19 protein-coding genes are annotated in these 23402 nt (G+C 37.8%); 8 read left to right on the top strand and 11 right to left on the bottom strand.

The features are described 5' to 3' along the window. Positions 1-31 precede the first annotated feature (31 nt). Positions 32-1693 carry a sodium/sugar symporter gene (locus Q0983_RS08710; RefSeq protein WP_299551467.1) on the bottom strand — a complete coding sequence of 554 codons (1662 nt, stop codon included), beginning with the start codon at positions 1691-1693 and terminating at the stop codon, positions 32-34. 146 nt (positions 1694-1839) lie between these two features. Here Q0983_RS08710 and Q0983_RS08705 point away from each other — a divergent pair, with 146 nt between their 5' ends. Genes Q0983_RS08705 through Q0983_RS08690 form a run of 4 tightly spaced genes read left to right on the top strand, consistent with a single transcriptional unit; the run spans position 1840 to position 5931 of the window. Continuing rightward, positions 1840-2832: a GntR family transcriptional regulator gene (locus tag Q0983_RS08705; RefSeq protein WP_299551464.1), complete on the top strand. Its 993-nt coding sequence runs from the start codon at positions 1840-1842 to the stop codon at positions 2830-2832. A 4-nt stretch (positions 2833-2836) separates the two neighbouring features. Continuing rightward, complete coding sequence (locus tag Q0983_RS08700) at positions 2837-3727, top strand: aldose 1-epimerase (RefSeq protein ID WP_299551461.1); 891 nt, start codon at positions 2837-2839, stop codon at positions 3725-3727. A gap of 12 nt (positions 3728-3739) precedes the next feature. Then, a complete protein-coding gene (galK, locus tag Q0983_RS08695) occupies positions 3740-4888 on the top strand; it encodes a galactokinase (RefSeq protein WP_299551458.1) in 1149 nt (382 codons plus the stop codon). Between the two features lie 23 nt (positions 4889-4911). After that, the gene (locus tag Q0983_RS08690) at positions 4912-5931 is read left to right on the top strand and encodes a UDP-glucose--hexose-1-phosphate uridylyltransferase (protein WP_299551455.1); all 1020 of its coding nucleotides are present in this window, start codon (positions 4912-4914) and stop codon (positions 5929-5931) included. A 108-nt stretch (positions 5932-6039) separates the two neighbouring features. On the opposite strand, the gene Q0983_RS08685 is transcribed toward Q0983_RS08690, so the two are convergent. From Q0983_RS08685 to Q0983_RS08675, 3 genes are all read right to left on the bottom strand, one after another. Further along, positions 6040-6570: an Hsp20/alpha crystallin family protein gene (locus Q0983_RS08685; protein ID WP_299551452.1), complete on the bottom strand. Its 531-nt coding sequence runs from the start codon at positions 6568-6570 to the stop codon at positions 6040-6042. Positions 6571-6666: 96 nt separating this feature from the next. Next, the gene (locus Q0983_RS08680) at positions 6667-7731 is read right to left on the bottom strand and encodes an aminoglycoside phosphotransferase family protein (RefSeq protein ID WP_299551449.1); all 1065 of its coding nucleotides are present in this window, start codon (positions 7729-7731) and stop codon (positions 6667-6669) included. Continuing rightward, positions 7718-8641, bottom strand: a complete 924-nt coding sequence (locus Q0983_RS08675; protein WP_299551446.1) for a sugar phosphate nucleotidyltransferase — start codon at positions 8639-8641, stop codon at positions 7718-7720. Before Q0983_RS08675 ends, Q0983_RS08680 begins: the two co-directional genes overlap by 14 nt. Before the next feature lie 213 nt (positions 8642-8854). On the opposite strand from Q0983_RS08675, the gene Q0983_RS08670 reads away from it, so the two are divergent. Next, the gene (locus tag Q0983_RS08670) at positions 8855-10420 is read left to right on the top strand and encodes a right-handed parallel beta-helix repeat-containing protein (RefSeq protein WP_299551443.1); all 1566 of its coding nucleotides are present in this window, start codon (positions 8855-8857) and stop codon (positions 10418-10420) included. Between the two features lie 179 nt (positions 10421-10599). Here the strand turns inward: Q0983_RS08670 and glyA are convergent, their stop codons facing one another. After that, the gene (gene glyA, locus Q0983_RS08665) at positions 10600-11874 is read right to left on the bottom strand and encodes a serine hydroxymethyltransferase (RefSeq protein ID WP_299551440.1); all 1275 of its coding nucleotides are present in this window, start codon (positions 11872-11874) and stop codon (positions 10600-10602) included. A gap of 214 nt (positions 11875-12088) precedes the next feature. Here glyA and fahA point away from each other — a divergent pair, with 214 nt between their 5' ends. Together fahA and Q0983_RS08655 are read left to right on the top strand one after the other, a co-directional pair. Continuing rightward, positions 12089-13372 carry a fumarylacetoacetase gene (gene fahA, locus Q0983_RS08660; protein ID WP_299551437.1) on the top strand — a complete coding sequence of 428 codons (1284 nt, stop codon included), beginning with the start codon at positions 12089-12091 and terminating at the stop codon, positions 13370-13372. Between the two features lie 352 nt (positions 13373-13724). Next, entirely contained in the window at positions 13725-14912 is a 1188-nt protein-coding gene (locus Q0983_RS08655) for a hypothetical protein (protein WP_299551434.1), read from the top strand. Positions 14913-14945: 33 nt separating this feature from the next. Here Q0983_RS08655 and Q0983_RS08650 read toward each other — a convergent pair whose 3' ends face one another. The 6 genes from Q0983_RS08650 to ytxJ form a co-directional block, all read right to left on the bottom strand. Further along, entirely contained in the window at positions 14946-15431 is a 486-nt protein-coding gene (locus tag Q0983_RS08650; RefSeq protein WP_299551431.1) for a nuclear transport factor 2 family protein, read from the bottom strand. 18 nt (positions 15432-15449) lie between these two features. Beyond that, positions 15450-16895: a transporter substrate-binding domain-containing protein gene (locus Q0983_RS08645; RefSeq protein WP_299551428.1), complete on the bottom strand. Its 1446-nt coding sequence runs from the start codon at positions 16893-16895 to the stop codon at positions 15450-15452. Between the two features lie 6 nt (positions 16896-16901). Continuing rightward, on the bottom strand, positions 16902-17732 hold the full coding sequence (locus tag Q0983_RS08640) for a glycoside hydrolase family 16 protein (RefSeq protein ID WP_299551425.1): 831 nt from the start codon (positions 17730-17732) through the stop codon (positions 16902-16904). Positions 17733-17824: 92 nt separating this feature from the next. Further along, on the bottom strand, positions 17825-18220 hold the full coding sequence (locus Q0983_RS08635) for a gamma-glutamylcyclotransferase family protein (RefSeq protein ID WP_299551422.1): 396 nt from the start codon (positions 18218-18220) through the stop codon (positions 17825-17827). 18 nt (positions 18221-18238) lie between these two features. Then, on the bottom strand, positions 18239-19786 hold the full coding sequence (locus Q0983_RS08630; RefSeq protein WP_299551419.1) for a PQQ-dependent sugar dehydrogenase: 1548 nt from the start codon (positions 19784-19786) through the stop codon (positions 18239-18241). A gap of 269 nt (positions 19787-20055) precedes the next feature. Beyond that, a complete protein-coding gene (gene ytxJ / locus Q0983_RS08625) occupies positions 20056-20442 on the bottom strand; it encodes a bacillithiol system redox-active protein YtxJ (protein WP_299551579.1) in 387 nt (128 codons plus the stop codon). Between the two features lie 217 nt (positions 20443-20659). Between ytxJ and clpB the strand changes: the two genes are divergently transcribed. Then, entirely contained in the window at positions 20660-23266 is a 2607-nt protein-coding gene (gene clpB / locus Q0983_RS08620) for an ATP-dependent chaperone ClpB (RefSeq protein WP_299551416.1), read from the top strand. Positions 23267-23402: the final 136 nt, after the last annotated feature.

The raw sequence follows: 23402 nt of genomic DNA, 5'->3' as shown, positions 1-23402 counted from the left end.
AGGCGTTTTAAATATATCTAAATAAATTATCTTACCAGAAAATAGCGTATAACACAGCTAAAATGATCATTACAACAAACGAACCAACGTTAAACAATGGCGTTGTTTTGAATAATTCTTTAGTCAGTGGAATACCTTTCGGATCATCGGCTCCTTTAGCCTCTGCATTACTCAAGACTACAATAATAGCCATAGACAATAATGTGGCGATACCCATCTGATGCATCCATGGTGCTAACCAATCGAAAGCTTCAACATTCAACGGTAAAACCTTTAATGCCAATGCCACCGGGATCGATAAAATAGCACCCCAAATAGCAGCTTTGTTTGTTGTTTTCTTCCAGAAAAGTCCCAATAAGAATACTGCTAAAATACCCGGACTTACTAATCCTGTGTATTCCTGGATGTACTGGAACGCCTGATCTAACCCGTCTAATAGTGGTGCAACCAATACAGCTATTACCAAAGCTATAGCGGCAGTAATTCGTCCTACGTTTACGGTCTTTTTATCACCGGCATCTTTATTAAAGTATTGCTTGTAAATATCCATGGTGAATATCGTTGATGTAGAATTCAACATAGATGCCAAAGACGATACGATAGCTGCTGCTAATGCGGCAAATGCCACGCCTTTAAGTCCTGTTGGCAAAAACTGTAATAACCAGGGATACGCTTTATCTGCTTGCTCTAAAGACGGTTTATTTAACTGCCCTACTTCTCCTAATCCGGCCATGATCTCAGGATCATTAACCATAACGTAAGCAGCAATTCCGGGAACAACCACAATTAAAGGAATAAGTAATTTTAAGAATGCTGCCAATAAGATCCCTTTTTGAGATTCTTTTAACGATTTAGCAGCCAATGTCCTTTGGATGATATACTGGTTGAATCCCCAATAGTATAAGTTAGCTACCCATAACCCCCCTATTAATACCCAAATACCGGGTAAATCAAGATAATTGTTATTGGTACTGCCATCGCTATTGAATTCTTCCAATACCATATGGAATTTCTCAGGAGCAGCGTCCCATACTTTATGGAATCCGGCCATAATACCTTCACCTCCGGAAACCGTATTTAATGCTAAATACGTGGTCACTAAACCACCTAAGACCAGGAACACTACCTGAATTACATCGGTCCATGCTACAGCCGATAAACCACCGTATAATGAATAGGCAGCCGCAAATAATGCCAGACCAACAATGGCGTACATCATATCCACGCCCATAATGGTTTCAATAGCCAGCCCTCCTAAATACAATACAGAGGTCAGGTTAACAAATACATAAAGTCCTAACCAGAAAACAGCCAGAATGGTTTTTAAGTTGGTAGAGAATCGTTTTTCAACAAATTCCGGTATCGTATAAAGTCCTTTTTCAATAAAGATTGGTAAAAAGTACTTCCCTACGATGATTAATGTCAATGCCGCCATCCATTCATAGGATGCAATAGCTAGTCCCAATGCAAATCCGGAGCCGGACATTCCAATAAATTGCTCTGCTGAAATGTTAGCCGCAATTAATGAGGCTCCAATGGCCCACCACGGTAACGACTTACTCGCTAAGAAATAATCTTCAGCATTTTTTTGGTGTCCTTCCTTGTCTCTGGACACCCACAATCCTACACCTAATATCAAAATGGCGTAAGCAACGAAGACTACATAGTCCCATGTATCAAATCCTGCTGTCATAGTAAAATATTTAGTTCAGTTAGTATTAATAAGTTCCAAATATAGAAATTAAATTTTAAAAAAATGACAATTTTAAATAAAAAAACCAAACTAGTAGGGTCTAGTAGGTTTTTTAATAATTTTTTTTATATTTGTAGTCATAAATTATGATAAAGGTCAAAAGCAAAATAGGTATCCCGAAGTATAAGCAAATAATTCATTCTATTGAAGAAATGATAGTTTCCGGCGTGCTTCAAAAAGGCGATCAGATCCCATCGATCAATCAGATAAAAAATGACCACAACCTTTCCAGAGATACTGTATTAATGGCCTTTAACGAACTAAAGAACAGGGGCATCATTCAATCTGTTGTTGGTAAAGGGTATTATGTATCCAGCGAAAATGTAAGCGTTACCCAAAAGATATTTTTACTGTTTGATGAGTTGAATTCTTTTAAAGAGGATCTGTACAATTCGTTTTTGGAACACCTGGGAAGTGATATTCAGGTTGATATTTATTTTCACCATTTCAACAGAACTATTTTCAGTAAGCTCGTTCAGGACAATGCCGGTGATTATAATTACTATGTTATTATGCCGGCTAATTTGGGAAATACCAATGATGATATTCAAATCCTTCCGGGTGACAAAGTTTATATTTTAGACCAGATCCACGATGATTTATCGGAATATCCCGGGATCTATCAAAATTTTGAAAAAGCACTTTTTAATAATTTAAATAGTGTAAAACCGCTTATAAAAAAGTATCAAAATTTAATTTTGGTTAATTCCGAAAGCAAACAACCGCTAGGGATGTTAGACGGCTTTTCTAAATTTTGCGAAAAGAACGGGTTGAATTACTCGATTGTTAGTTCATTAAAAGATAAAACACCCGAAACAGGCGACCTGTACATTATCCCAGATGATAAAAATTTACTGAGAGTCATCAAAAAAATGAAAGAATCTCAGTTGACACTGGCCAAAGATATTGGTGTGATATCATACAATGACACTTTACTCAAAGAAATTGTTGAAGGGGGCATCACTACCATTTCAACCGATTTTAATGCCATGGGGAAACGTCTGGCGGAAATGATCTTAAACAAAGAGCAAACACAAATTGAAAATCCTAATAACTTAATACTAAGAAACTCTTTATAACTAAATGTATCACATAAACCACCACAAAACATTAAGCTATTTAGAAATAACTAACGCAGAAAACAACGTTTTTGCTAAAATTTACCTGGATGACGGTGCCAGTTTACAAGAACTAACCCTTAACGGACATGAGATCATTAAAGATTTATCGCCCTTAAGCTATGCTGACACTTATGCGTCTTCCATTTTATTTCCGTTTGCGAATAGAATTAAGGATGGTAAATATGCTTTTAATGGCAAGGAATTTCAGTTCGAAGCCAATCAAAAAGAAGAAAACAATGCCTTACACGGGTTGGTTTATAATAAAACTTTTGAGGTGATTAACAGTAAAGCAGATGCAGGTTCAGCTTCCGTCACCCTGGAATATAACGAAACTAACGAATCCATAGGATTTCCATACACCTACGCTATCCGGTTAGAGTATAGTTTCAGTAAAGAAGATTTTGAGTTAAAAGTGACTGTTAAAAATACCGACTCCAAAGCGTTTCCATTCACTCTGGGATGGCATCCGTATTTTTTAAGTGATCATCTGTATGACAGTATGCTGCAACTGGATAGCACTCAAAAAGTAGTGTTAGGAGACCGAAATATCACTACAGGTATCTCAGAGACGGATACGACTGAAGCCATTAAAATTAGGGGACAGCAATTAGATGACTGTTGGATTTTAAATTCTGATGAAGTCGTTTTTAGAACTCCTAAATACGATTTAAAATTTAACGCTACCGGTGACAATAACTTTTTGCAGGTTTATACCCCACCAAAAGACAATACCATTGCTATTGAGCCTACAACAGGGGTATCAGACAGCTTTAATAACAACATAGGCTTACAGGTTTTAAATGCAAACGATACGTATGGTATTACCTGGAGTTTACATATTAAAAACAACTAAACAAAATATAAAATGAGTGCACGATTAATTAATGATGTCAAAGACGTTTTCGTCAAAGAATTTAATAAGGAACCCATTTTGATCTTTTCTCCGGGGAGAATTAATATCATTGGGGAACATACCGATTACAACGATGGGTTTGTATTCCCTGCCGCCGTTAATAAAGGCATCGCAGCGGCCATTCAAAAAAGTGATTCCGGGGTGTCAACCGCCTATGCTTTAGATATGGATAGCAAAGTTGAATTTGAACTGGATAAACTCAAACCTTTAAAGGAAGGTAGTTGGGAAAATTATGTATTTGGGGTGATTGCCGAAATTCAAAACAGAAATAAGGTCGTTGGCAACTTTAATATTGTTTTTAAGGGCGATATTCCCGGAGGTGCCGGTATGTCTTCGTCTGCCGCACTGGAAAACAGTGTGGTTTACGGACTAAATGAATTGTTTGATCTAGGTTTTACAAAGGAAGACATGATATTTATCTCCCAAAAAGCAGAGCATAACTATGTTGGTGTAAACTGTGGCATTATGGACCAATACGCCAGTATGTTCGGGATTAAAGACCATGCACTACTATTGGACTGCAGAACTATTAAGGCCAAACCTTTTAAGATTGATTTTGAGAATCACCAATTACTCTTAATAAACACCAATGTAAAGCACAGTTTATCCGATAGTGCCTATAACGACCGTCGTTCAGCTTGTGAGCATATTTCTAAACTGTTACATGTAAAGGCGTTACGTGACGCTACTGAAGATGACCTGAAAACCATTAAAGATGAGGTTACTCCGGAAAATTATCAGAAAGCATTATACGTTATCCAGGAAAACAACAGGGCCAGACAAGCTTCCAAAGCTATGGAAGAAGATGATTTGCAAACACTCGGCAATTTAATATACGGCTCACACGAAGGACTTTCCAAACAATACAAGGTAAGTTGTGAAGAACTTGATTTCCTTGTCGGGAAGGCAAAAGAAAGCGGTTACGTTATCGGAGCCAGAATGATGGGTGGTGGTTTTGGTGGCTGCACCATCAACTTAATTGAAAAAGGTAAAGCTGAAGACTTTGAAGCTTTGGTATCCGGTCCTTACAGAGAAAAATTTGGTAAAGATTGCTCAGTCTATTCCGTAGAACTGTCTGATGGTACACACGTAGTAAAATAATCAACATTAACAACAACTATAAAATGAATACTGATTTACAAGATTATTCGCATAAACGCCTTAATATTTTAACGGGTGAATGGGTTTTAGTATCGCCTCACAGAGCAAAAAGGCCATGGCAAGGACAAAATGAAGCGGTTTCTAATGAGAACCGTCCAACTTATGATGAAAACTGCTATTTATGCCCTGGCAACACAAGAGTTAATGGTGAAGTAAACCCGGAATATGAAGATGTTTTCATTTTCACTAACGACTTTGCTGCACTTCAAAGTGATTCCCCTGACTTTGAGGTTAACGATGGTTTATTAATTGCTAAAAGTGAAAAAGGAATCTGTAAAGTGATTTGCTTTAGCCCGGACCACTCCAAAAGTTTGGCAGATATGACACCCGAAGAGATTCAAAAAGTAGTTTTTGCCTGGCAAAAAGAATATAAAGAACTGGGTGATAACGATTTGATCAACTATGTACAGATCTTTGAAAACAAAGGAGCCGTTATGGGATGTAGTAATCCACATCCACACGGACAAATTTGGAGCCAATCCACGCTACCAAATGAGGTTGATAAAAAGAACACCCAACAGCTAAACTATTTTAAAAAGAATGGCAGTAGCTTATTAGGTGATTATCTGGCTCAGGAATTAGAAAAAAGCGAGCGTATCATTTTTGAAAATGATGCCTTTGTGGTTTTAATTCCGTTTTGGGCGATATGGCCGTTTGAAGCCATGATAGTTCCCAAAGCACATCAATCTAATATTTTAGAATTGAATGATGAGGAAGCTTTCCTTTATGCCGAAGCCATTTCGGTACTAACCAAAGCTTATGATAAGATATTCAATACCTCATTCCCTTATTCCAGTGGTATTCACCAGGCACCAACCAATGGTGAAGATAACGGCCATTGGCACTGGCACATGAGTTTTTATCCACCATTATTAAGAAGTGCCACCGTCAAAAAGTTTATGGTGGGTTACGAGATGTTCGGATCGCCACAACGTGATATTACAGCTGAAAAAGCAGCTCAAATGATCAGAGATTTAGTCTAATCTCTAAGTATTAATAGCAACTTAAAAAGCCCTTGTATGATAGCAAGGGCTTTTTTTTCGGTTTATGTTAGAGTCGGCATAAAACCAAAGTAGAAATAACTAATGCTTCTACTCAATATCAATTACCTTTTTCGCAGGTGCTTCTTCAATACCGGGTTCGGTTTTTAGAAGTTTAATTTTTAAAATACCATCCTTATAAGACGCTTTGATCTCCTGATCAAGATCAACCGACTCAGGTAAAGCGCAGGAACGTCTGAACGATTTATAACTGAATTCTTTTCTGGAATAGTTGTCCTCTTCTTTGGTTTCTTCCAATTCCTTTCGGGCACTTACGTGAAGAATGTCTTCCTCAATAGAAACCTCAAAATCGTCTTTTTTAAATCCCGGAACGGCAAATTCAACTTCAAAATCGTTTTCATGTTCAATCACATTCATAGCAGGCATTAAACTGGTTTCATTAAAGAAGTCTGTTTCAAAGGCATCATCAAACCTCATTAAGGTATTAAAATCATTGAAGTTTGGTGCAAATAAACGATCACTCAAAGGTGATAAAAGGTCATGTCTCCAGGGGGTGAACAAGCGGTTACTCCACGGAGTTAAAGCGCGATGTCTTCTTTTGCGTTTGGTCAATGAAGTCATGATATAATCTTTTTGGGTTAAACAAAATTTCATCTAAAAAATGTATCTAATTACATAGAAATATCCAATGATTTTTGTCATGTTTCAAAAGAGATTTTAGGCCAGATTAAGTGATTCCCCCATGTTATCAAAACTCTCAATTAATTTTAATTGGTTTTTAGATCTGTCCAGGTTATGCTCGGCATATGCGGTCTTATAATATACATCGTTATTTAAATAATCCGTCAAAAAACGTAAGGCCATTATAAATATCATGGTTTTAGCTCCCAGAGGCAGGTATTTTAATTCTAAAGGCGACAAACTAGGCCTCATTTCTTTTAAAAACCCTTCTGCATAAGCTTTGTAAAAATCTATATTAAACCTTACCAGGTCTAAATTGGTTTCGTCTTCAGCCGCCGTATTACAAATGGTTCTAATGGCATCACCAAAATCATAATGTACAATACCGGGCATTACGGTATCTGTGTCAATGACACACAAGCCCTTATTCTCTTTTGTAAAGAGTATGTTCGATATTTTGGTATCGTTATGCGTGACGCGTATTTTAATTTTACCCGCTTCTTTTAAATTTTGCAGAATATGCATTTCAGCCTTTAGACTTTGAATTGTTTTTATCTGCCTTTCAGCATTATCCAGACGTTCTTCTGAAGCGCCCTTAAGTGCTGCTTCAAATTGTGAAAACCTGTAGGACATATCATGAAACTTTGAAATGACCTCAACTAATTTGGAACTATCAAAATCATCGGTTAGTCTTAGAAACTCACCTACCAATTGCCCACCTTCATAAGCCACCTCGCTGGTTTGTACAATGTCATGAGTTATACAATTCTCAATAAAATAGGACAGGCACCAAAAGTCCTTGTGTTCTTTAAAATAAAAGGAGTTTCCCTGTTTGCTTTTAACAAACGTTAAAACAAGCCTGTACGCCCTATCGGATAATTTCTTTCGGATATGCTGACTTATACTTACTTTATTTTGCATTAACCCCGGTACATCTTTAAAAACGTCGTGATTAATGCGTTGCAGTACAAAAAATGGTTTTTCCCTGGTCTTTATTAAAAACGTATCATTAATATGACCTGATGCCAGTTCTTCAGAGGTTTCAAAAACAGCATGATGGTCAAATTGATCAAATATATGTTTTAACTTATGCAACATCATCAGACCAAAGGTTAATGGGGTAAACACCCTGTTTTCTTAATGTTTTAATAGCTTTTTCAACTTTCGCCTTATCTTCCTTATAGGTAACGCCAAACCACCTGGCACCGGATTTAAGCACTTTTACTTTCGCCATTTTAGAGTTAATAATCTTATTCACTAAAGACGGAATATAAAACTCGGCTTTTAAATCATCTTTTTTTGCCTCCAAAAAGGTTACAAATGCCTGTTCTGCAAGTTCAAAACACCTGGGTGTAAATCCCCAAAAGTTCATGGATACAACGGTATTTCCGCTAATGGGGATAAGCCTTCCATCTTCTTCTTTACTTAGTAATTTACCATTCACGTATTCGATGTTTGGACGTTCCTTAACCTTAAGCAAAAAATCATGATCATCAATGGTACATTCACCTCTTGAAACAGCTCCATAATCCGAAATGGTATTTTTCAGGTAATACGACATGGAATAAAAACTAAAAGAATTTTCATCATTTTCAGATAATACCTTTGCCATAATTTTAAAGGCTTCCCTGCCGTAAAAGTCATCGGCATTAATAATAGCGAAGTTCTCTTTAACAACATGTTTAGCCATTAAAAGGGCATGTCCTGTGCCCCAGGGCTTTATCCTTTCCGTATTAATATATGTTTGCGGAACGTCTGCAACATCCTGATAAACAAATTCAACGGCTATCCTCCCGCCCACTTTATCACTAATAGTGTCTTTAAATGCCTTTGCAAAATGCCTTCTGATAATAAAGACTATTTTTCCAAAACCGGCCCTTAACGCATCATAAATTGAGAAATCGATGATGGTATCGCCTTCAGGTGTAAAGGTATCCATTTGTTTAAGGCCTCCGTAACGTGAGCCCATACCTGCGGCCATTATAACTAAGGTTGGGGTATTTGCGCCCATGTGTTCATTCGTATTTGTGTTTATAAACAACCAGTGCTCTCAGTGCTATTAAAAATACACTTATTTTTCCATTAATTCCCGGTTTAGAAATAGTACCATACCTTTAAAACTTTTAAAACGTTAGATACCCTAAAGCATTTAAGTAATAAATAGTATCCGGGAGATAATAATTCATAATTTCAAAAGTTATATTTTAGCACAAACAATAATTGAATGAGCCGCTACCTTTTCTTTATCTTAACCATTCTGTTTTTAACCCTTTGGAGCTCTTGCCGTAAAGATTTTGAATTTTCGCCAAGTACCGGAAACCTGGAGTTCTCAAAAGATACCGTGTACTTAGACACGGTTTTTACCAATATCGGTTCCAGTACCTATAGCCTAAAGGTCTATAATAAAAGTGATAATGATATTTCAATTCCGTCGTTACGATTGGCTTTGGGTGAAGCATCAAACTACCGTTTAAGTGTGGATGGCATGGCAGGTAAGGTGTTTGAAAATGTGGAGCTATTGGCCAAAGACAGCCTTTATATTTTTGTGGAATCTACAATTGATATCAATAATTTCCCGAACCCGAATGGCGAATATTTATATACCGATCAGATAGAATTTGACGCCGGAGCTAATCTGCAAAAAGTAGAATTGGTGACTTTAGTTAAAGATGCTGTTTTTATTTATCCGAACAGGGATAACACCACCAAAGTGGTTGAAACACTCACTTTAGATATTGGTGGCGAGCAGGTTGAAACCGAGTTACAAGGCAGGGAATTGTTACCATCGGAATTAACATTGACCAACGAAAAGCCTTATGTTATTTATGGATTTGCCGCTGTCCCCAACGGAGAAACCTTAACCATTGAAGCCGGCGCACGATTGCATTTTCATGAGAATTCGGGGCTTATCATTAATGATGGCGCCTCACTGCACGTAAATGGTGGTTTAAGCACCGATCAGGAAGTCCTGGAAAATGAAGTTATATTTGAAGGTGATCGTTTAGAGCCTAATTTCTCTGAAAGGCCCGGACAATGGGGTACTATTTGGTTTTTAGACGGTAGTGTGGATAACACCATTAATTACGCTACCATAAAGAATGCCCTGGTAGGTATTCTATGCGATGGCAATCCGGATGGTGCTTCTGACAAACTCACCATAACCAATTCACAAGTTTATAACTCCAGCAACTTTGGGATTTTAGGCAGAAACACCTCTATTAAAGGCGACAATGTAGTGATAAACAATTCGGGATTATCATCATTTGCCGGTACTTTGGGTGGTAAATACAATTTTACACATTGTACCATTGCCAATTACTGGAGGAACGGCTTCAGGCAATTTCCGTCGGTATTACTTAATAACTTTGTGTTGGATGAAGACAATAACGCCATTATAACCGATCTAACCGAAGCCAACTTTAACAATTGTATCATTTACGGAAATGATAATCCAGAAATTTTGCTGGATGAAGTTGAAGAGGAAACCGTTGCCTTTAATTTTAAGTTTACCAACTGCCTGATCAGGTTCCAGGACAATAGCAACAATTTTACCGGTCCGAATTACGACTTAAACGATACCAACCACTACGAAGGCAATATCTTTAATGAGGAGCCGGACTTTAAAGATCCGGATCTGAATATGCTTATTATTGGTGAGGCCTCAGCCACTATAAATAAAGGCTTAGCAACCTTTGCCGCCCAGGTACCTACGGATATTTTAAACGTTAACAGAACTACGGCTCCTGACCTGGGAGCTTATCAGCATATTGTGTTTCCTGAGGAGGATTAGGCGCTCTCTTATTACTATGGATTCCTGCCTAAGTTTATATTGAAATACAGCAGAAAGACAGGGGTGATAAAATTAGGATATACCCAAAACGAAAAAGCCTGAAAATTAGTTTCAGGCTTGGTTTTATGAATCTTCTAAAGAAGAGATTCTTCACTTCGTTACACTCGTTCAGAATGACATTAGGCTACAAACAAAGGCTTGTCTGCCATCATAGCATTTACTTTGTCCCGAACACCCTGAATAAGCCCTTCGTCTTCATGGTTTGTTACCACTTCATCTATTAAATCAGCAATAGCAACCACATCTGCCTCTTTTAATCCGCGAGTGGTTACGGCAGCCACCCCTAAACGAATACCGGAGGTCACAAACGGTGATTTATCATCAAACGGTACCATGTTCTTGTTAACCGTGATATCGGCTTTTACAAGGGCTTCTTCCGCCTCTTTACCGGATACGTTCTTGTTGCGTAAATCTATGAGCATGCAGTGGTTATCCGTACCACCGGAAATAATGTTATAATTTTTATCCACCAAAGCCTGTGCCAAGGCAGCAGCATTCTTTTTAACCTGTAACTGGTACTGTAAAAACGCATCTGTTAAAGCCTCACCAAAAGCAATAGCTTTGGCAGCAATAATATGCTCTAAAGGCCCCCCTTGATTTCCGGGGAATACCGCAGAATTTAATAAGCCGGACATTTTACGAAGCTTACCACTTTTCAGTTTTAAACCGAATGGATTGTCAAAATCCTGCCCCATCATGATCAGACCACCTCTTGGCCCTCTTAAGGTCTTATGCGTCGTAGTGGTTACGATATGACAATGCGGAAGCGGATCGTTTAAAATACCTTTGGCAATCAATCCGGCAGGATGTGAGATATCCGCCATTAAAATTGCGCCTACGCTATCAGCGATCTCTCTGAAACGTTTAAAATCGATATCCCGGGAATAAGCAGAAGCGCCTGCAATGATTAATTTTGGCTCCTCCGCTGTAGCAATCTCCTGAATTTTATCATAATTTAATACGCCTGTTTCCTCTTCTACCCCGTAAAATACCGGATTGTATAATTTACCCGAGAAGTTTACCGGCGATCCGTGTGTTAAATGGCCACCATGAGACAGGTCGAATCCCAGGATCTTATCACCCGGCTTTAAGCAGGCTGCAAAAACGGCCGTATTAGCCTGACTTCCTGAGTGTGGTTGTACGTTTACGTATGCTGCTCCGAACAATTCTTTGGCTCTGTCGATGGCAATTTGCTCAATCTCATCAACCACTTCGCACCCGCCATAATAACGTTTTCCGGGATAGCCTTCCGCATATTTATTGGTTAATACAGAACCTGCAGCTTCCATCACCTGGTCGCTTACAAAATTCTCTGATGCGATAAGTTCTATACCGTGTAATTGACGCTCTTTTTCAGCTTCAATAAGTTCAAAAATTTGTTCGTCGCGTTGCATAAGATTAAATTATGGTTAATTATCCGGCAAAAATAGGAAATAGAATAGTTTTTAGCATCAAAAAACATATAATTAAGCGTAAGTTTTAAACCATTTTATTAACCATTTTATCAATTTTTAAATTTTATTGGTTTTAGAGCATTTTTTATATGAAAATCAAAAAAAATGTGTACGTTTGAAAAGAATTCTATAATCATAAAACAAGAAAAACGTTATGCCGTTATCAGCTAACAATCCAGATAGAAAATCGTGGTTACACGTAGATAAAAATTCAGATTTCCCCATTCAGAACATTCCGTTTGGCGTCTTCCTGACGCGTGATGATATCATTACCATTGGGACGCGTATTGGCGATACGGCCGTTGACCTGGGAGCATTACATCAACTAGGCTATTTTGATGGGATTGCATTGACCGATGATATTTTTCTACAGGACACCTTAAACGATTTTATTGCTGACGGCAGAAAGACATGGCGTGCCGTTAGGAACCGCATAGCAGAGATATTTGATGCTGAGAACGATGCTTTAAAAAACAATGTAAAGCACAAGGAAATTGTGTTGTTCCGTTTAGATGAGATTGAAATGCAATTACCGGTGCAGATCGGTGACTATACCGATTTTTACTCCAGTATTGAACACGCTACCAATGTAGGGACCATGTTCAGGGATCCGGACAATGCCTTGTTACCAAACTGGTTACATATTCCGGTGGGGTATCACGGTAGAAGTTCGTCCATTATTCCATCGGGAATTCCGGTGCACAGGCCGCAAGGACAAACCCTTCCCAACGGAGCAGCGGATCCTGTTTACGGACCAAGTAAACTGGTAGATTTTGAATTGGAAATGGCATTTATTACCACGGATGCGAACGATTTGGGAGAGCCGATCCCGGTCGATGAAGCTGAAGAGTACATCTTTGGCCTGGTATTATTTAACGACTGGAGTGCCCGCGATATTCAGAAATGGGAATACGTGCCTTTAGGCCCGTTTTTATCTAAGAATTTTGCGTCTTCCATTTCACCATGGATCGTGACCCTCGATGCTTTAGAACCTTATCGCGTTGAAGGTCCAAAACCTGTTAAACCTCAGTTGGAATACCTTCAATATAAAGGCAAAAAGAGCTTTGACATCAATTTGGAAGTCGCTATTCAACCCAAAGGTGCCAAAGAAACGGTGGTTAGCAAATCCAATTTCAAACACATGTACTGGAATATGTCGCAACAATTAGCACATCATACGGTTAACGGTTGTCCGGTTAATTCCGGTGATATGATGGGAAGCGGTACTATTTCAGGCCCTACCGAAGACAGTTACGGCTCTATGCTGGAATTGACCTGGAAAGGTGAAAAGCCAATCAAAATGAAAGACGGTTCTGAACGTAAATTCATTAACGACCACGATACGGTTATCATGAGAGGCTATTGTGAAAACGACGGTACCCGCATTGGTTTTGGTGAAGTAAAAACGAAGTTGCTTCCTGTTTTTTCAAAGAAATAAGTATTAAAATTTCTCCTTCGAGGTTTTTTTCTTTCTCGCCAAGGAGCAAAGACGCAAAATTGCAAAGCTGTGACCACTCCAATATTCCTTTGAGGGGATCATAGGGGTGTCATTACCCCTTAAGTTTCACTTAAGATATCGAGCGTAGCTCTATGGAGGAGTTTATTAATTAGTCCTTTCCTTGCTCCTTCTTGGAAGGGGTTACTTCCAATCTACACCAAAAAGTAATATAAAACTTTCAAATAGCATTTTATTTTTTCATTTCATCGGATTTATTGGTATTTTATCTAAGTTTTGATTATTTTGGCACCACTATTGAATTAGTGCCCTTTATAAACCAAAACATTTACCCATGAAAAAAATACTACTTACTTCATTACTTTTTGTGTTTCTGTTGTCTTGCAGTACGAGAAGACAAATGGAAAAAACCATAAGCTATGGCAATTACGATCGCGCCATTAATGATGCTATTGGGAAATTAAGTATTAATAAAGACCGAAAAGGGAAAGCCGATATTATCATGCTACTGGAAGAGGCTTATTACAAAGCTGTAGATAGAGACCTAAATGATATCAACCTGCTAAAAAAGGATAACAATCCTGAAAATTATTTAAGAATTTTCAATGGATATGTTAGTTTAGATAATCGTCAGGAAGCCATTAAGCCCTTATTACCTTTACAAATCAAAGGAAGGAATATCAACTTCAATTTTAATGATTATTCAGATGAGTTGATCCACTATAAAAATGGAGCATCCTTACAATTGTATAAGAATGCCCAAGCCCTTTTGAACTCAACCAATAAATTGGATATTAGGACGGCCTACAATCAGCTGCAAGAAATTGAAAACATAAACCCTAATTATAGGGACACCAGAACTCTAATGGCCGTTGCTCATCAAAAAGGTACCGATTTCGTACTTGTAGATATGATTAACGATTCTGGCAAAATTATACCAACACGTTTAGAAAACGACCTACTAAACTTTAGTAGTTATGGCATAAACAGCTTTTGGCTGCAATTTCATAGTATTGCCGAGGAGAACTTGAATTATGATTTCAACATGAAAGTTAACTTTAGAGGCATTAATATTTCTCCAGAGCAAATTAAGGAACGTCAAATCATTAAGGAAAAACAAATTGTGGATGGTAAAAAAGATTTAGTTGAAAATGGAAAAGTAGTAAAGGACAGTTTGGGAAATGCCATTCAAGTTGACAAAATGAAAACAGTACGCTGTGCCTATTATGAATTCACACAATTTAAAGCTTCTCAAATAACTGGAAATGTAGAATATATTGATTTAAGAAACAATCAATTAATTGATGCGTTTCCTTTAAGTAGCGAATTTATATTTGAACATATTTATGCTACTTACAGAGGTGATAGAAGAGCGTTGGAAAGCGATTTAATACCTTTTTTAGAACGTCGATCTGTTCCTTTTCCGACTGAAGAACAAATGATCTATGATACGGGTGAGGATTTAAAGATGCAGTTAAAACAGATTATTAATTCCTATTCTACTTCTATAGCGGGAATGTAAAATTGAAAACGCCCGGTTGGGCGTTTTTTTTGTTTACTTAATTTTTCCGTCGTGAAAACCGGCACGTTTCCATAAGCCGTCTTCCTTCACCCAAATGTTAGTGACTCTGTATTCATTATTTTGAGTTTCACCGTTAAGGACTGAAGAAACAACGATTCTTGCCGTTAATATAGCGGTATCGCCAAATAATTCATAGCTAGGTTCTTTCATCTCATAAGAAGTAACAACCAGTTCTCCTTTATCAATACTTTCTTTCCTGTGCTCTAAATAACCCAGCCAATCCGATTTATTTATCGGTTTTGACGTGCCATTGGTATGTTTATAATGCTCTGTCAACATGGATTCTAATGTTGCAATATCACAATGCTTAAAAGCCTCATTGAATTCTGATACCCTAAATACCAGGGCCATTTTTTCTTTCATCAACCGCGCCTCTTTATTCGAAACACTGTCAAGACATCCGTTTGCCGAAATAAAAAGCATACAAATACAAACTTTACTAATTATAAACCGCTTCATTTTAAATGTTTTTTAAAACTATTCGCTGACAAATTGAATATAGTGTTGATATCTTTCAAAAATTTGCTTCACATAATTATAAGGTTCCAGACCTCTCACATACCCGTACTTAACGCCGGGGTGGTTATAATATTCCGGTTGACTTAATTTTAATATGATGTTTTCCACATTATCATCCCATACATTTTTGTCCAGTCCCTCAATAGCTGCTAATTTTTGAGCATCAAAAACATGGTACTGCCCACAGTTATAAGAGGCCATAGTAAATTTAATGCGTTGAATAGAATCAGTAACAGACTCAAAATTCTTCCATATTTGCTTTAAGTATTTTGTTCCTCCCCGTATACTTTGTTCGGGGTCTGATCTATTGGTTACCCCAAGTTCTTTGGCAGTATTGGGCATTAATTGCATTAATCCCGAAGCTTTGGCCCAGGAACTTACCCTGGGATCAAATTTGGATTCCTGATAAACCTGGGATGCTACAAGCCGCCAATCCCAATTTATAGATTTTGAATATGTCTTGATCAAATCGTCATAAGGGCTGATTTGCTGCTTGTTTAAACTATAGAAATTGCTTTTTACACGCCTTCTGAAATATTTTTTATTCTTAAAATACTTGTTATAGATAACGTTAAAATCTGCCTTTCTTTTTATTTGATTTAACCAATCGTTTACGGCATTTAATAGATCTTCGGAATCATGTCTGGTAGCCCAGGCAATTCGCTGAGAAAAGCTTACGGGAACTTTTACATCTAAAACCGGATAATATGTAGACATGATATTTGCAATATTATTATCTGCAATAGTGTATTTAATGTCACCATTCACAACTTTTTCTATGATCTCGTCCGTAGATAACTCTCCGGGCAGGACGTCAATATGTATGGTGCCTCCCAATTCTTCGGATAAATTATTTACCCGTTCTTTATAAGAAGTCATATTCCGGACTGAAATGGTATCTCCCAATAAATCAATTGGATCGTGAACAAGTGACTTTTTTAGTTTACCCCAACTTAAGCTTCTCCAGTTATCAGGCTTTTTTTGTACTAAAACTTGTTTGGTTAAATACAAATGATCCGTGAAAGAAACGGCTTCTTTTCTATTGGATGTAACAGTTAACCCATGTGCTATAATATCGCCTTCACCACTATTCAATTTTTCAAAGAGTTCATCTAGGTTATTGACAACGATCATTTTTAAATCAACCTCCAGATACCTGGCAAATCTTTCAAGTAACTCAAATTCATAACCCATCGGACGTCCTTTGTATAAGTAATACGTGGTGCCGCTATAAACGGTAAGTGCTTTTAATGTTCCGGAAGCCTTGATCTGATTTAAATCCCGCGTTTCTTCAAAAAGAACTACTTCCTCACTTTGCTCCAATTCCTTTTCACATGCAAAAAAAAGAATTAAAACTATGTAAAACAGCTTTGAATATGTATTGGAAACAGCCCCTGTTTTCATTAAACCCTACTGATAAACTCTAACATAATCTACAATCATAGCGCTTTCTTTAAAAGAAGCCTCTATATCAGGTTCAATTGCAATGTTGAGCAATAAATATTGGTCCGAAGTAAATGGCCAGGTATCAGAATTTTTCACCTCAGGATTATATGTATAGTGAACCAGGCCATCAACGCTAAATACCATTTTGTCTTCGTCCCATTCCAGGCTATAGGTATGAAATTGTTTTGAGACATTATCTAAAACCTTGCCTCCTAAATTAATCACATCATCTCCGGCACTAGATGCTGTATGGACGGCACTTTGAACATAATTTTGTCTTTTTCCCCAATGTTCCAGGATATCAATTTCACCGCAAACCGGCCAATAAGTAGTGCCGTACCCTTGCTTTTCCCAATAAGCTCCGGGTTCGTCTATATTCTTGTTAAGCATCCATATAGCAGGCCATGTACCTACACCCATAGGCAGCTTTGCCCGTACTTCTACCCTTCCGTAAGTAAATGCAAATTTAGAGTTTAGTCGGGCCGATGTATATTCTTTAATTTCGCCCTGATCACTAAAAACCTCCTTTCTGGCTACAATATTTAAAAACCCGTCCTTTAGAAAGGTGTTTTCTATTCTATCGGTATAATGATTTATTAAGCCGCCGTACCAATCGCCTCCAGCAGGTAATTGGGTCTGATGAAACCATTTAGTGGTATCGATAATACCTGAGCCATCAAATTCATCTGACCAAACTAATGTATTAAACTTTTTCTCAGGATTTTTTTTAGATTTAGCACATTGAGAAAGAAAAACGGAAGCAACCAGTAAGAGGATATATTTTGAAAAACGCATATTTACAATTAATAATATTTGAAATATACGACTAAATAATCAATAAATATATAGCGAAGAATATCTAAGTAAGTATTTAGCTTTAACCTGAACTACTCTATAAAATATCCGGAATCAATACGCCTTTTACCTTTCACAGTTTGGTTATATAGATACACCCAGGCTTTTAATGGGCGGTTATTTTCCAAATAAACCGTTATCAATTGTCTCACAAATAGACTAGACTCCAAACGTTTTTCATCAAAACCTTCATAGGCATCCAGCGTCTTTAGCACTAAACTCATATGCTGCACCTGAAAGACGGTACCAAATACTTTTTCTGAAGCAACACCGGTAAAAACGGCTCCCGGAAACCATGAAATTTGATAAAGCCGACCTAAAAAATACCCTTCCTCAATGTTTTTTGCATATTGCGTTAAAAACCCGGACATTTCATTATCCGATTCTTTCTGCAGTGTACCGTAAACGAAAAGATAGTTAGAGCTCAATTGTAGAATAAATGTAGATTATTTTAACTTTTCCAGAAAGTCTATTAGGCTTTTCAGTGCTTCTGAATCTTCCAGCCCCTGATCTGGCATAGAAGTTCCCGGAGCAAAAGCTTGCGGGTCTTTCAAATAGGCTTTTAAGTTCTCCCGGGTCCATTTACCCCCTTTAGAATGCAGGCCCTGTGAATAATTTTTATATCCTGTGGTAGCAATGCCCCTATTATAAATACCTTCCAAACCCGGGGCTTTTTCGTGATTATAATTGTTGAATTCATGACACTCCATACATCTGTTTACAGAAGACAAAAACTTATGCTTCTGACTATTATCCAATTTTTGTTCCGTACAAAAATCTTCTAACACATCCTTAATATTTTGGTTGTCTGCAGGAGCGATAAATTGTACTTTTTTACTATCTGTCCATAACACGATTTTACCATCATTGTGTTGATGAACATATCGCACCCTTTCACCTACATCGATTGGCTCAGCAAACAAAACTCTTTTACCTTTGATACGGATTCGAAATATTTTTTGGGTCCTGAGTGTAGACACTAACAAATCACCGTCCCAGGCAGGATGAAAATCATTGATTTGAGTTATGCCTGAAACCGCTATCGAAGGAATCCAGGCATACGCAGGAGCCACATATTCCTCATGCCTGCCATAGCTACTACTCATTGGCCAGGGCTGGTTGTCATAAGTTGTACCCAAAGTCTCATTAGGCCATCCATAGTTCTGGTTGTTTTCAATTAAGTTAAGCTCATCTCCTCCCCGCACACCGTGTTCGGCCACCCAAATTTGACCTAAATCATCTACCATAACACCTTGCATATTTCGATTTCCTAATGACAAATGTTTAGAGGTTCCTGAATCTAAATCGATTTCTAAAACTTTGCCATAATCATTATCTTTTACCTGAGCATAAGACTCCGGGGCATACACCCCATCCCAATGATAATCGCCATTCCCAAGTACTATCTTATGGCCTGAATAGAGTGCCATTCTTCCGCCTGCCATATGGCCTTCCATAGCCCTGTATTCCGATTTAAGATTCAAACAAGGTTGTGTTCGGTATACAATGTCCCAATCAGTTGGTTCTATTTTAACGTCCAGTAAAGAATTCGTGTTTGCTGGTAATTTAAGCCTGGCAATGGCAGTTCCATAACATTCGTCATCAGCGAGCCACTCCGTATAGGATAAGACTAGATAATCATGATCATTCTCAAAATAATAAAGAATATCATTATACCTAAACCAGGTAAAGACATGAGTTAGATCCTTAAACTTATCAGATAAAGCGGCTTTTTTATAAGCCCCAAAGCCATTATCGGGAGCTAAAATTGCTGTTTCTTTAAAGCCTGATTCATTTACCAAAAAAATGCGGCCTTCATGTGTGATCACAACCAGCTCATTTTTAAAAGAAGTCATGGCGCCTCCTTCTCCGGCTCTATTTATTGGAATTGAAACCGATACAGCTTCTAATTCGGTAAATATGGATGTCATTACTATATCATCATCTATCTCAGAACCTTTTAGCAAACTTCTGATCTTCGAATGACCTCTCATATTATCCTCAGACACAAGAAAGCCAAAAAAGAATGCACAAATACAACAAATCAGCACGAATGAAGAAAAAAGAAGTAGCTTAAATACCTTAAGTTTCATATAATCTTTGTATCTGACCAAATTAGCAAATATAGTACGGAAAGACTACTTTTCCTTCATTTCTATTGCACTTAACCAAAATTTAAGACAAAAATATACTGAAACCCTTTAACGCCACCCAAAATACCGCGTTAATTATTAAGGTTTATCAATAACGTGAAGTAATCGAACTAGACAAACCTTTCCAAATCTATGGCAGTGATCTGTCCATGTGAAGCATGCGCCACTACTTCCCCATTTTTAATGACTAGGAGCTGCGGGGATTCATGCATAACCTGGAACTTATAACCTACTTCATTGGATACTTCCCTATGACTTAAAATATCTAATAAGTATAAATCCAGATCTTTTTCAGTAAAATTATAGGCATCAATAAATTGATTGATGACCATTCCGCTAATACCGCAACGGGTAGAATGTTTAAAAATGACTTGTGTCCTATGTTCTGATTTTTTTTCTATAAAGTCTAATTGTGATAATTCCTTTAAAGGAATCCAGGGAAGCACTTTTTCTTCTTTTGGTTCATTACTTCCGAATAATCTGTTTAATAACCCCATATTCAATAACAATTTTGTCATTCCTGCCTTTCGGCTTCGCTCAAGATAGACTTTGGCAGGAATCCACATTTTTAGCATATAAGTCGTTAACTTTTTAAAATCTTACAAACTGACGAAAAGTCATACAAACACAAGGTTTAGACGACATTTTGTCCGACTATAACCATTGGTAAGATTATTGACCAAGTGTGGTTGTAAAGAAAACAAATTTAACGCTATGAACTTTAATAATTATACTATAAAATCACAGGAGGCCATACAACAGGCGCAACAAATAGCGCAAGGTTATGGCCATCAACAAATAGAGAACGAACATATTTTCAAAGGCATTTTTGAAGTTGATGAAAATGTATTGCCCTTTATTTTAAAGAAACTTAATGTAAATGTTTCCATACTTCAGCAAGCTTTAGGTAAACAACTGGAAAGTTTTTCAAAAGTTTCCGGCAGTGAATTAATGTTGTCCAGGGAAGCGGGTAAAGCATTAAATGAAGCAGCAATCATTGCTAAAAAAATGAAAGATGACTACGTATCTGTAGAGCACCTCATCATTGCTGTTTTTAAATCGAAAAGCAAAATAGCCCAAATGCTGAAGGACCAGGGGGTTACTGAAAAAGGGTTAACTGCCAGTATAGAGGAATTGCGCAAAGGAGACAGGGTCACCTCTCAAAGCCAGGAAGATACTTATAATGCACTTAGTAAATATGCCAAAAACCTGAATCAATTAGCGAAGGACGGCAAACTGGACCCAGTTATTGGCCGTGATGAAGAGATTCGAAGAATACTTCAGATCTTATCCCGTAGAACTAAGAATAACCCGATACTGGTTGGTGAGCCCGGAACCGGTAAAACAGCTATTGCCGAAGGTTTGGCTCATAGAATTATTGATGGGGACATCCCTGAAAATCTTAGAGACAAGCAAATCTTTGCTCTAGATATGGGGGCCTTAATTGCCGGTGCCAAGTACAAAGGGGAATTTGAGGAACGTCTAAAAGCGGTTATCAAAGAGGTAACAACCAGTGATGGGGACATTGTCCTGTTTATTGATGAAATCCACACACTTGTAGGAGCCGGTGGCGGACAAGGTGCCATGGATGCTGCCAATATATTGAAACCGGCTTTGGCCAGAGGCGAATTAAGAGCTATTGGAGCCACTACACTTGATGAATATCAAAAATATTTTGAAAAGGATAAAGCCTTAGAACGTCGTTTTCAAAAGGTCATGGTGGACGAACCGGATACGGAGAGTGCTATTTCTATCCTGCGGGGTATTAAAGAAAAATACGAGACCCATCATAAAGTACGTATAAAAGATGAAGCTATCATCGGAGCCGTAGAGCTATCTACCCGCTATATAACGAATCGTTTTTTGCCGGATAAGGCTATCGATTTAATGGACGAAGCCGCTTCCAAACTTAGAATGGAGATCAATTCCAAACCCGAAGAGTTAGACGTTCTGGATAGAAAGATCATGCAATTAGAGATTGAAATTGAAGCTATTAAGCGTGAAAAAGATGAGAACAAGTTAAAATCACTAAGAGCCGATCTGGCCAATTTAAAAGAGGCCAGGAATGAGATCAATGCCAAGTGGAAAAGTGAAAAAGAAGTAGTTGACACTATTCAAAACATTAAACAGGATATTGAAAACTACAAACTGGAAGCGGAACGCGCGGAACGTGATGGTGACTATGGCAAAGTAGCTGAGTTACGTTACGGGAAAATCAAAGAGGCTCAGGAAACACTTGAAGCGCAACAGGCCATTCTTGCCGGTCAGCAAGAAAATGCACTGATAAAAGAAGAGGTTACCTATGATGATATTGCCGAAGTAGTGGCCAAATGGACCGGTATTCCGGTCACCAAAATGGTGCAAAGCGAACGCGAAAAACTTCTTAGACTGGAAGACGAATTACACAAACGTGTGGTGGGTCAGGAAGAAGCCATTATTGCCGTAAGCGATGCCGTGAGACGTAGCAGAGCCGGTTTACAAAATCCGCAAAAGCCTATTGGTACCTTCCTGTTCTTAGGAACTACCGGTGTAGGTAAAACCGAATTGGCCAAGGCTTTAGCAGAATACCTGTTTGATGATGAAAACGCCATGACCCGTATAGATATGAGCGAATATCAGGAGCGCCATGCCGTAAGCCGATTGGTGGGAGCACCTCCGGGATACGTTGGCTATGATGAAGGCGGACAATTAACAGAAGCGGTAAGACGTAAACCCTATTCAGTGGTACTGTTGGATGAAATAGAAAAAGCGCATCCGGATACTTTTAATATCCTGCTTCAGGTTTTAGATGAAGGCAGGTTAACAGATAACAAAGGACGTGTGGCGGATTTTAAAAATACTATCATCATTATGACATCTAATTTAGGTAGTCATATTATTCAGGAAAAATTTGAAGCCGTAAAAGACATGGAAACTGCGATGGAATCGGCTAAAGTTGAAATTCTCGGATTGCTGAAACAGAGTGTCCGGCCGGAATTTTTAAATAGAATTGATGATACCATCATGTTCACGCCTTTATCTAAAGCAAACATTATTGATATTGTGGGCTTACAACTGAAAGGTGTTACAAAAATGATAGCACAGCAAGGTATTACGTTTGATGCTACACAGGAAGCGATTGAATATTTAGCGGACAAAGGATTTAATCCGGAATACGGTGCCAGGCCTGTAAAACGGGTGATTCAAAAGGAAGTATTAAATGCTCTAAGTAAAGAAATACTGGCGGGTAAGGTAACTACCGATAGCATTATTTTACTGGATTCTTTTGATGATAAATTGGTTTTCAGAAATCAAGGCGATCTGGTTACCGAAGAATTTTAAAAATACTTTATAAATTGTTGTAACAAAACTTGTTTACAACAGTCTATATAGTTGGTTGGTTAGTTGAAAAAGCAACGTGAATCTTTAATTAGAGGATCGTTGCTTTTTTTTCATATAAAAAATATACCGTTTGGTA

The organism is Seonamhaeicola sp. (assembly GCF_028281565.1).
Taxonomy (GTDB): Bacteria; Bacteroidota; Bacteroidia; order Flavobacteriales; family Flavobacteriaceae; genus Seonamhaeicola.
Note: the sequence above shows the minus strand (reverse complement) of the source record. Positions and strands in the feature narration are given on the sequence as shown.